Genomic DNA, 11,572 nt, shown 5'->3' with positions numbered 1-11,572 from the left:
ACGCCCGCCACCGTCGCCGGTCATGCGGGCGCGCCCGCCGCGCCGCAGGGCACCGCGGTGGCGACAGCGGCCGATCCGCAGGCGCGTGCCGCCGCATGGCTCGACAGCGTCGGCCGGCGCACGCTCACGCGCATCGACGGCCGGCACGCGCCGACCCTCGACGGGCTGGCACGCCAGTTCGGACCCAACGCGCACGTACTGATCACGACGCATAGCGTGCCGCCCGCCGACGGCGCCGAGCACGCGATGCCGGCGGTCGTCGCGGTGCTCGAAACCGATGCGCATGGCACGCTGGGCCCGGCGCGGATGCTGAACGGCAAACGCGTGCAGCAGACGCTTCAAAAGGCGCTCGAGCAAGCCACCGGCCACGGGCGCCGCGCGCGGCGCCAGTACGATTTCTACGTATCGCCGGTCACGCACGACGAGCTGGCGCAACTCGGCGGCCCGTCGAAGATCGAGACGCCGGACGGCAAGACGTCGTGGCCCGTGACCGCGTCGGGCCCGATCGATCCCGAGCTCGCCGCCGCCGTGTCGAAGCTGCAGGACGCGCCGGGCTTCAAGCGGCCGCGCCAGGCCGTGCGCGCGGTCGAAGGCGAGCACCGCTGGATTCACGTGGTCGAGGACGAGACGGGCAAGGTGCTCGGCTACGCGCAGCGCAACACGAACCACGAATGGAAGTACGTCGAGAAGGCGCCGCTCGGCGATACCGAGATTCCCGAGCAGAACCTGCGTACCGTGTTCCGGCGCCGCCGCCGGGGCGGCATTCCGGTCGGCCGCTCGCCGCGCCGCGGTATCCGGTTCGTGGTCAGCGATGTCAGGCCCGAGGTCGTCGATCGCATCGGCGGGTTCCGGCCGGCGAAGGACGCCGCTGCCACCGACAAGAAACCGTTGCGCTCGGCCGGCGACATGTTCCAGTCGATCGTGCCGGTCCGCAAACCGCTGGCAACCGCGGAGCAGGGCGGCGGCACGAACGCGGCGCCGCGGCCGCCGGTCGATCCGCACCTGTTGCCGTCGGACAAGTCCACACTCAACGCGGTCGACTTCAGCGGCAACGGCGTGTCGCACCTGTTGACCGCGATCCGCAACGGCTCGCTGGACGGCGGGCGTCACGTGATCTACGTGTTCAAGACGGATCGGGCGGTGGCCGAGGCACTCGACAATCCGCTCGGCGCGATCGCGGCGCGCAACGGCGAGATGCGCTGGTTCGACGAGATCAAGCACGCGGGTAACCAGAACAAGCCGGGCATCCCGCTCGACGAAATGCCGATCGGTACCGATCGCTTCGGCGCGGACATGCATTTCCTGCTCACGCAGTTGCAGCCGCGCGACTTCCTGAACAGTGCGCGGCCGACGCGCGTCGCGGCGCTCGAGGCGCGCGAGAAAGCGCTCAAGGAGCAAGTGTCCGACGCGCAGGCGCGCGGCCAGCAGTCGGCGGCGTTCCGCGCGCTGGCGGCCCGCCTCCAGCACCGCTACAACGACGTGCTCGGCGAACTGCGGCGTCTGGGGAGCAGCGGCCAGGCGCCCGAGTCGCTGTCGATCGAACCGTACCAGCCTGGGTTGCCGTCGGCCACGGTCGTCGAGTTCAGCCTGCGCAACGGCGCGGCGAAGACCGAGGATTATTTCCCGACCCACGAGCAGATCGAGGCCTTCAACAAACAGGCTCGGCGGCCCGGCGACGTGAATCTCGTGCTGAAGGGCGAACCGCAGGCCGTGATGGTCGACGTGGGCATGTGGCGCACGCTGCTCAACAAGCTGTTTGTCGCGCGCGACGTATCGACGTCGGCATCGCGATTCCTGCCGGTCAACGGCAAGCTGCGCCCGCACACGCGCCGCGTCGGCGCCACGACCGTCGCCGACAAGCGGATCCGGCAATTCCACACGCGCTCGGACCCGCAGTTGCAGGACAGGATGGTGCCGATGGCGCGTTCGTACTCGTTGCGCGACGATCCGGCGCTGATGGGCGCGCAGGTCGAACGGTACGGCGGCGTGATGCCGGTCGTTACGCTCGTGATCGACCCGCATTCGCTCGCGGCGGCGCTCGGCAAGGCACACGATCCGGATTTCCTGAGCGCGGTGAAGGCACTCGGCGACCAGAAGCATGCGAAGTTCGACGGCGAGAACGGGATGATTCATCCCGCGCCCGGTTCGGACGGGAAGGCGCTCGCGCTCGACGATCTCGAACATCTGCACCGCTGGCTCGACGAGGCGGCGCGCACGGGTTTCGCGATCCGGCTCGAGACGGCGCCGTCGCGCGCGCTCGTGTCCGGCGTCGACTACCGGTTCCAGTCGGGCACCAACGACACGTATCACGACTATGTGCGGGTCGTCACGGCGCTCGAACGCTGGTCGAACGCGCATCCCGACACGGTCGCGCCGAACGTGATGGTCACGTTCCACGGCTGGGACGCGGTACCCGAATCGGTGCCGGGCGCGGGGCACGAGAAGCTGCTGCGCGCGGTGCTCGAGCGCAAGGGGCTCGAATGGGTGCATATGGGGCTGTCGTACGGCACGCACGGCGCGGACTTCATCGGCAACCAGGAGCTCACCGGCGCGCTCGCGAAGCTGATCGTCGAAAACCGCAACCGGCCCGAGGTGATCAACCGCCTGCACGGCGCGGATGCGTTGACGCGCGTGTTCGAACGTGTCGACCGGACGACGCTGGCGAATCAACATCAGTTGCTGTTCGCGGAGGTCGAGCGGATCGGCGCCGCGCACGGAATGACGCCCGCCGAAATCGGCGGGTTGCGCCAGAAAATCTACGAAGGCAACACGACGGTGTGGCTGAATCAGGCGCGCAAGGCGACGATCGAGCACGCGACGAAGAAGTGGGACGCCGACGGCAACAAGCCGCGCTTCCCCACGGACAAGGGTGCGCGCTCGTTCGGCGGGCGCTGGCTGAAGCAATACGGCAGCAGTGTGCCCGACCGGGTGACCACGCTCGCGCAGCCTGCCGCGGCGGACCCGCTCGACCACTGGCGTGCGGTCGTGCGCGATCCCGCGCTGATCAACGACGGCACGAAGCCGATCGGCGCGAGCCGCCGGGAGGCCGCCCAGCTCGCGCAGGTCGCCATTCCCGACGCGAAGCGCGCACAGGCGGAACTGCATGCGCTGCGTGTGCACGACGAGCCGATCGGCGACAACCGGCCTCCGCCGTCGCCGCGGCGGATTGCCGGCGACATCACGGCGGCCACCGTGACCGGTGGCGCCGGGGCCGGCTTGCTCATCGGGCTGGGCCGGGAGTCGGTGCGCACCGCGACGAATTCGCTGTATGCGGGGCTGCGGGTCGGCCGCGTGTTCCAGGCGCTGCATCACGGCGCGGTCGCCAGCCTGAAGAACGGCGATCCGCGCGTGTTCGACCGGGTGGTCGACCGGCTCGTGCGCGGGCTGCAGACGCAACTGAAGGCGAACGGTTTCGACGTGGCGGGGCGCGGCGCGCAACTGGAGCAGATTGCGTACGAGGGCAAGGCAAAGGCTGCGCAGCTGCGCGCGCTCAACGATGACGGGCAACTGTCGTTCGACGATACGGTGACGCATACGAAGGCGATCGCCGCCGACATGCTCGCGCAGATGCAGGGCGTGGTGGGCGGGACGTCGCTGAAGCTGCTGCATCACGGCAGCCCGCGACACTCGATCGGCCGGATCGGCCGCGTGCTTGCGCTGGGCGGTTACGCCGGCTCGATCACGATGAACGCGGCCAAGGCGTACGCGAAGGGAGACTTGGTGGCCGGCGGGCAGGCCGTGGGCGGGCTATTCAGCGCCGCCTATACCGGCATCGTTTACAAGGGCAGCCTGCGCGGCGTGAATGCCGAGAATCGCAGCCAGCTGGCGCGCACCGTGAGCGCGACCGGCGATTACCTGACCTCGGCGATGAGCATCGCAAGCGGCATCCATACCGCGATGACGGGCGATCCGTATACCGGCACGCTGACGACGATGTCCGGCGTGCTGCTCGGTGCCGGGCGCCTGCATTCGCATTTCCCGAATGCGACGCCGTGGCTGGAGCGCTTGCCGACCGGCATCGCGCTGGCGCCGGTGGCGATCTTCGGCGTCATGCAGGGGATCAATCTGATTACCTCGGCGACGTCGGATGATAAGCACAAGACGCCCGGTTCATCGACGAATCATTCGGGTTCGAACGCCGGGACGCCGACGCCGGGCGCGTCGCTTGCGCCGTCGCCGGGCGCGACGACGGCGCCGGCTCAGCCGAACGCGTCGGCGACGCCGTCGCAACCGAGCGCATCCGCGACACCGTCGCAACCGGCGCAGCCTCCGTCGAGTTCGCCAAGTGCTACGCCGCTGACCGTGAATGTGGTCGCGGGCGATTCGTTGTGGACGATTGCCGAACGTCACGAAGGATCGCTGCTTGCCGCGGCCCATGTGCCGGCCGATCAACAGCAGCGGATGTCGGACGGTCAGCGGATCAACGTCGCGCTCAACGAGATCCTGCAGCTCAACCGGAATCTGGCGAGCAATCCGGGCGAGATCGCTCCCGGGCAGCAGGTGATCGTCGGGTGATGGATGGCGGCGAGTTCGGGCGGTGCTTGCCGGCGTAGGGCGTCGGCAAGCACCGGATCAGTCCGTGGCGCTCGGGTGATGGCGGCGGAGCATCGCCCGGCAGATCGCCGACGGCACGTCAGCCCTTGGTGGACTCGTCCGCCCGCCGCTGCAGACGATAAGCCAGTTGCGCGCGGGTAATGCCGAGCGTGCGCGCCGCTGACGACAGGTTGCCGTTGGCGCGCCGCACAGCCTCTTCAGTTGCGCTCCTGCTCCAGCCAGCGTCGTTGCGAAGCGTAAAGATGTGTCCGCATGGCTGCCTGTGCCATCAGCACTTCGCCATTCTCGAGCGCATGAAGGATCGATTCATGCTCCTCGAATGCTTTGGCCCACGTTTGCCTGCTCTCCGCCCGTGCGCTGACGCGTGACGAGATCGGACTGTGGCGCCCATCGAAGAGCTCGCCCACCAGTCGGACCAGAACGGAATTGCCCGTCATCGCGGCAATTGCCACGTGAAGTTCACGATCGTGCTGGAGCGGCGAGCGGCCTTCCGCAATCGCGGATCGCATCGCGTCCACGGCGCGACGGACAGGTGCCAGCAGTTCGGGCGTCGCGCGGGCGCAGGCCAACTCGATCACGCTGCCCTCCAGCGCCGCACGGGCATTCATCAGCTCGATCGGGTTTTCGCCAAGCGATGTCGCCGGCGCGGCCGGGGCCTTCGCGACGGCACACACAAACACGCCGGCCCCCATCCGCACCTCGACGACGCCTTCGATCTCCAGGGCAATGAGCGCCTCCCGAACGGACGGCCGCGAAACCCCAAGCTGTTGCGCGAGATCCCGCTCGGGCGGCAGGCGTTCTCCGTCGGCAAAGCGCCCCTCCTCGATCAGAGAGCGAATCTGGTCGGCGATGCGCTGATAGAGACGGCGGGTATCCACCTGATTGAACTGGCCCGGCAATGCTCCCCCTCGCGGCGGACCGCGCACGTGTGTTCCGGAGCAACGAGTCTACTGCACGTTTGGTGGCCTGACCAATTTGTCGGGCGTTCTGGAGACCAGTGACAGAGTAGTTTGCGTTGGGCTTTGAATTGGCCTTACCGGAGTGCCCCGGGATGGCATCGTTCTCTGCTTGGTGTATTCCGCTGTAAGCCTTATCGGGCGGTAGAACAAGGCTTTCCATGGATTTTCTCGGCAGCGTCGCGATCTAGGTGTTTTCCATGGATTTGACCAAATTGGCTTGACCACAAATGGTCAGGCCAATAGCCTTCGTCTGGTCAGGCCAATTTGCTTCGACGCCGTCCTCTTTTCATACGTTATCGAGATCCCGATGAGAACAGTCATTTGCGAAGAACCCGGCCGCCTCGTTGTTGCCGAGCGTCCGATGCCGGCCGCGGGGCCCGACGATGTGCTGATTCGCGTGAAGCGGGTCGGCGTATGCGGTACCGACATGCACATTTTCACCGGCAACCAGCCGTATCTCGCCTATCCGCGCGTGATGGGGCACGAACTGGCCGGCATCGTCGAGAGCGCCCCGGCGGGCGGGCGCGTCAAGGCCGGCGACCAGGTCTACGTGATGCCGTACCTGTCATGCGGCACGTGTATCGCGTGCCGGGCCGGCAAGACGAACTGCTGCACGCGAATCCAGGTGCTGGGCGTGCACGCGGACGGCGGCATGGCCGAATACCTCGCCGTCCCGCAGGCATTCGTGTTCGACGCGAACGGCGTCACGCTCGATCAGGCCGCGATGATCGAATTCCTCGCGATCGGCGCACACGCCGTGGCGCGTGCCGACGTTCGCTCCGGGCAGCGCGTGCTGGTTGTTGGCGCCGGTCCGATCGGCATGGCCGCGCTGATTTTCGCGACGCTGCGCGGCGCGCGGGTTTGCGTGCTCGACGGTCGCGCAGACCGGCTCGCGGTTTGCGCGACGGCGCTGGGTGCGCACGCCGCCGTGCGGCTCGATACGACGGGGGAGGGCGCGGACGTGCGGCGTCTCGCGGCGCTCACCGACGATGAGTTTTTCGACGTCGTGTTCGATGCCACCGGCAATCTCGCGGCGATGGAGCGCGGCCTCGACTTCGTCGCGCACGGCGGCAAGTACGTGCTGATCTCGCTCGTAAAAGGGCGCATCTCGTTCTCGGACCCGGAATTCCACAAGCGCGAAACGACGCTGCTCGCGAGCCGCAACGCGACGCCGGTGGATTTCGAAACGGTGCTCGCCGCGATGCGTGCCGGCCAGGTTCCGACCGATGCGCTGAAGACGCACGCGCTGAGCCTGGCCGATCTGCCCGACCGCTTCGCGGAGCTGCTCGAACCGGACGCCGGCGTGATCAAGGCGCTCGTCGAATGCTGAGCGCGGACGCTAAACCGATGGCCAATCCGATCCTGCAATTCGGTACCAGCCGCTTCCTGCAGGCGCATGTCGACCTGTTCACGTCCGAAGCGCTGGCTGTCGGCCGCGCGCTCGGCGCGGTGACGGTCGTGCAGACGACGTCGAGCGCCGAGAGTCGCGCGCGCATCGCTGCGCTGCGCGCGGCCGGACGCTATCCGGTGAGAATCCGCGGCAGGCGGCATGGCGAGACGATCGACCGGCAGGTCGACTGCGTGGCGATCACGGAAGCGCTGCATGCGAGCGACGACTGGGCGCTGTTGCGAGAGCGCGTGGCGCACGACGTCCGGGTGATCGTATCGAACACCGGCGACAGCGGTTATGCGCTGTTCGACGACGACGGCGCGGGCCTGCTCGCCGGGCGCCGCACGCCGCGCGGCTTCGCGGCGAAGCTTGCGGTGCTCCTGCACGAGCGCTTCCGGGCAGGCGGCGAGCCCGTCACGCTGCTGCCGTGCGAACTCGTCGCGCGCAACGGCGACACGCTGCGCGACCTGGTGGTCGGCGTCGCGCGCGGCTGGCGCGCGGACGCGGCATTCGTCGATTACCTGATCGGCGGCTGCGTGTGGGTCAATTCCCTCGTCGACCGCATCGTGTCGGAGCCGATCCATCCGGTCGGCGCGATTGCCGAGCCGTATGCGCTGTGGGCGGTTCGGCGCACGGCCGGGATGACGCTGCCGTGCGAACACCCCGACATCGTCGTGACCGACGATCTCGAGCGCTACGAGCGCCTGAAACTGCTGCTGCTCAATCTTGGACACACGATGCTCGCGCAGCAATGGCTCGCGCTCGGCGGTGCGGCGGACATGACGGTCGGTGCGGCGATGGACGATCCCGCATATCGCGAACCGCTCGAAGCGGTGTGGAACGACGAGGTGATGCCGGTGTTCGTTGCGCTCGGCGAGCGCGACGCGGCGCTGTCGTATCTGGACGAGGTACGCGACCGGTTCGCGAATCCATTCCTCGCGCACCGGCTGGCCGACATTGCCGGCAATCACGACGTGAAGAAGCTGCGACGCCTGCGCCCGGTGCTCGAAATGGCGCGCGCGCTGAAGCTGCCGATCGGGCAGCCGCGCCTGATCGCGGCGCTTGGCTGAACGGCCGCAGCGGCAGGGGCTCGTTGCAGGGGCGTCCGGGCGCGGCGACAAGATCAGACGAGATGAAACGACAAGGAGACATGCAGCGATGGCGACACGCATTATCGATGCGCAGGTACGTGACATTCGCTTTCCGACGTCGAAGAGCATGGACGGCTCCGACGCGATGAACGGTAATTCGGATTACTCGGCGACCTACGTGACGCTCGTTACCGATGCGCGCAACGGCATCGACGGGCACGGCCTGACCTTCACGATCGGCCGCGGCAACGAACTGTGCGTCGATGCGGTGAAGTCGCTCGCGAAGCTGTTCGTGATCGGGCGCTCGCTCGAGGAGATCACAGCGGACTTCGGCGCGTACTGGCATGAGATGGTCGCAGGCGATTGCCAGTTGAAGGAGGCGTCGCTCGATGCATTTGCCTACCCGAACGGGCCCGAATGGCGGGCGTGAGCGATCGGCCCCACGACGAGAACAATCCCGGAGACAACGATGAACCATGATCCTCAACAATCGCAGCATCTCGCCGGCGCGGTCAGGAAGGCCGCGATCCGGCTCCTGCCGTTCCTGACGCTGATGTACGCGCTGGCGTTTATCGATCGCGCGAACGTCGGTTTCGCAAAGATCGCCTATCAGGCCGACACAGGCCTGAACGACGCGGCATTCGCATTCGGCGCCGGTATCTTCTTCATCGGCTACGCGTTGTTCGAGGTGCCGAGCAACCTCATCATGAACCGCATCGGCGCCCGCGTATGGATGAGCCGAATCATGGTGACGTGGGGCTTCGTGTCGGCATCGATGATGTTTGCCCACACGCCGACGCAGTTCTACTGGATCCGTTTCCTGCTCGGTGCGGCGGAGGCCGGATTCTTTCCCGGGATCATCCTGTACCTGACCTACTGGTTTCCGGCGAAGGGGCGCGCCCGTGCGCTCGGGCTCTTCTACTTCGGCGTGCCGATCGCGATGCTGATCGGCAATCCGCTGTCGGGCTTCCTGTTGCAGATGCATGACATGTTCGGCTTGCGGAACTGGCAATGGATGTATCTGGTCGAGGGCCTGATGGCGACCGTGGTCGGCGTGATCGCGTTCTTCTACCTGACGAGCCGGCCGAAAGACGCGCGCTGGCTGACCGAGGACGAGAAGCGGGCGCTGGGCCACGCACTCGACGCTGAGGAGCGCGCGAAGCCCCGGCATCTGTCGACGGCCGTGTTCGGCGTGCTGAAGGACCGCCGCGTGCTGACGTTCATTGCCGCGTACTTCTGCATCCAGATCGGCAATGCGCCGCTCGCGTTCTACCTGCCGTCGAAATTCGCCGCGACGATGGGCTCCCAGGTCAATGGAAAAATCGGTCTGCTGCTGATGATTCCCTGGCTGTGTACGATCGCCGCGATGATGGTCGCGACCCGCTTCGCGGATCGTCGCGACAATCATCTGCAGGTCGCGGCCGGCATGCTGACGGTCGGGATCCTCGCGTTCGCGTCGCTGTCCATGATCAATACGCCGGTGCCGACCCTGCTCGCATTCTGCATCGCGATTCCCGGCCTGGTCGCGTGCCAGCCGGTGTTCTGGTGCCTGCCGACACGCTATCTCGGCGGGACGGGCGCGGCGAGCGGCATCGCGTTCATCGTGTCGATCGGCAATCTCGGCGGCTTCGTGTCGCCTCAGATCAAGGCGTTCGCGGACGCGGCGTCGCACGATTCGCGCGCCGGCTTCGTGGTGGTCGCCGCGTTGTGCTTCGTCAGCGTGCTGCTGCTGCGTTCGCTGCGCGGCATGGGGCACGCGGCGGCCGAAGGCACGCACGGCGGCGCGCAGGTCGGCACGCATCGATAACCTTCGCCAGCGCGCCATCCCACGACCCATCCAGGATCATCATCATGACTACCTCCGCCACCGAACAGGTCGCGATCCGACTGCATCCGAACGACGATGTCGTGATCGCAACGCGCCAGCTCGTATCCGGCGCTCGGATCGCATCCGAGGCGCTCGTCGTCGCCGGCCTGATTCCGCCCGGTCACAAGATCGCGACGCGCGACATCGCGAAAGGCGAGCCGATCAGGCGCTACAACCAGATCATCGGCGTCGCGCGCGAAGCGATCGCGCGCGGCCAGCACGTGCACATTCACAATCTCGGCATGGCCGAGTTCGCGCGCGAGCATGAATTCGGCGTGGCCGCGAGTCCGACGGTGTTCGACGAAACACCGGCGACCTTCATGGGCATTCGCCGATCTGACGGACGGATCGCGACGCGCAATTACATCGGCATACTGACGAGCGTGAATTGTTCCGCGACGGTGGCTCGCGCGATCGCCGACCATTTCCGGCGCGATGTGCACCCGCAGGCACTGGCCGGTTATCCGAACATCGACGGGGTGATCGCGCTCACGCACGGGCTTGGCTGCGGAATCGACTCGCGCGGCGACGGGATCGCGATTCTTCGCAGAACGCTGGCCGGCTACGCCGCGCATCCGAACTTCCATTCGGTACTGTTCATCGGCCTGGGGTGCGAGACCAATCAGATCGGCGATGTGCTTCGCGAAGGCGGGCACGCGGATGGCGCACGCTTGCAGCATTTCACGATTCAGGAAAGCGGCGGCACGCGCAAGACGATCGAGCGCGGCATCGCGATGGTCACGAACATGCTCGCGGAAGCGAACCGCACGACGCGTGTCGCGGTGCCGGCATCGCATCTCGTGGTGGGGCTGCAGTGCGGCGGCTCCGACGGATACTCGGGCATCTCCGCGAATCCCGCGCTGGGTGCGGCGGTCGACCGCCTGGTACGCCAGGGCGGCACCGCGATACTCTCCGAGACGCCGGAAGTCTACGGCGCCGAGCATCTGCTTACCCGGCGCGCCGTCAGCCGCGAGGTCGGCGAGAAGCTGCTCGCGCGAATCGCCTGGTGGGAAGGCTATTGCGCGCGCAACGGCGCCGCGCTGGACAATAATCCGTCGGCCGGCAACAAGGCGGGCGGACTCACGACGATCCTCGAGAAATCGCTGGGCGCGATCGCGAAAGCGGGCACCACGAACCTCGTCGACGTGTTCGAGTACGCGCAGCGGATCGATGTGCGCGGCCTGGTTTTCATGGATTCACCGGGCTACGACCCGATGTCCGCGACGGGGCAGGTCGCGTCGGGCGCGAACCTGATCTGCTTCACAACGGGGCGCGGTTCCGCATACGGCTGCGCGCCGGCGCCGTCGCTGAAGCTTGCGACGAACACGGCGCTGTGGGAGCGTCAGGAAGAGGACATCGACATCAATTGCGGCGGTGTGATCGACGGCACGACGACGGTCGCCCGGCTAGGCGACGACATTTTCAGGAGCATGCTCGACTGCGCATCGGGCGCGTATTCGAAAAGCGAGTTGCACGGTTATGGGCAGAACGAGTTCGTGCCCTGGCAGGTCGGCGTGGTGACGTAGCCGGGAACTGCGTGTTGGCAGTGGCGATCGAGATTTCTGTCGGGAAATCCGCGAGACAAAACGGTGTTTTTCTTAGAGACGGTTTCAAAAAGGCTGTTTGGGGCTGTTAACTTGTGCGGCGAGCTGTTAACCTCAGGCATCGGAACAACCGAGGCCGAGGAGATGGGCAAGCCGATCATCGACGA

Annotated in this window: 7 protein-coding genes and 1 pseudogene; 6 read left to right on the top strand and 2 right to left on the bottom strand. The window is 66.9% G+C overall.

Going from position 1 to position 11,572, the window contains the following annotated elements:
• Positions 1–4,515 (top strand): LWXIA domain-containing protein (locus ACNQQL_RS35215; protein WP_347069309.1); only part of this gene is annotated, 4,515 nt, incomplete at its 5' end.
• A gap of 118 nt (positions 4,516–4,633) precedes the next feature.
• Here the strand turns inward: ACNQQL_RS35215 and ACNQQL_RS35210 are convergent.
• A complete protein-coding gene (locus tag ACNQQL_RS35210; protein ID WP_416392818.1) occupies positions 4,634–4,744 on the bottom strand; it encodes a helix-turn-helix domain-containing protein in 111 nt (36 codons plus the stop codon).
• Positions 4,745–4,751: 7 nt separating this feature from the next.
• Positions 4,752–5,453, bottom strand: a complete 702-nt coding sequence (locus ACNQQL_RS35205) for a FadR/GntR family transcriptional regulator (protein WP_347069301.1) — start codon at positions 5,451–5,453, stop codon at positions 4,752–4,754.
• A 367-nt stretch (positions 5,454–5,820) separates the two neighbouring features.
• Between ACNQQL_RS35205 and ACNQQL_RS35200 the strand changes: the two genes are divergently transcribed.
• From ACNQQL_RS35200 to ACNQQL_RS35180, 5 genes and pseudogenes are all read left to right on the top strand, one after another.
• The gene (locus ACNQQL_RS35200; RefSeq protein ID WP_347069295.1) at positions 5,821–6,843 is read left to right on the top strand and encodes a zinc-binding alcohol dehydrogenase family protein; all 1,023 of its coding nucleotides are present in this window, start codon (positions 5,821–5,823) and stop codon (positions 6,841–6,843) included.
• 17 nt (positions 6,844–6,860) lie between these two features.
• Entirely contained in the window at positions 6,861–7,973 is a 1,113-nt protein-coding gene (locus ACNQQL_RS35195; RefSeq protein ID WP_347069288.1) for a mannitol dehydrogenase family protein, read from the top strand.
• 88 nt (positions 7,974–8,061) lie between these two features.
• Positions 8,062–8,370, top strand: a pseudogene (locus ACNQQL_RS35190) (fuconate dehydratase); the annotation flags it as partial.
• 93 nt (positions 8,371–8,463) lie between these two features.
• On the top strand, positions 8,464–9,801 hold the full coding sequence (locus ACNQQL_RS35185; protein WP_347069284.1) for an MFS transporter: 1,338 nt from the start codon (positions 8,464–8,466) through the stop codon (positions 9,799–9,801).
• Positions 9,802–9,845: 44 nt separating this feature from the next.
• Positions 9,846–11,387 (top strand): altronate dehydratase family protein, encoded by a 1,542-nt coding sequence (locus ACNQQL_RS35180; RefSeq protein WP_347069262.1) that lies wholly within the window; start codon positions 9,846–9,848, stop codon positions 11,385–11,387.
• Positions 11,388–11,572 lie beyond the last annotated feature (185 nt).

Origin of the sequence: Burkholderia sp. LFS061 (assembly GCF_047978125.1) — a bacterium.
Classification (GTDB): Bacteria; Pseudomonadota; Gammaproteobacteria; order Burkholderiales; family Burkholderiaceae; genus Burkholderia; species Burkholderia pyrrocinia_C.
Note: the sequence above shows the minus strand (reverse complement) of the source record. Positions and strands in the feature narration are given on the sequence as shown.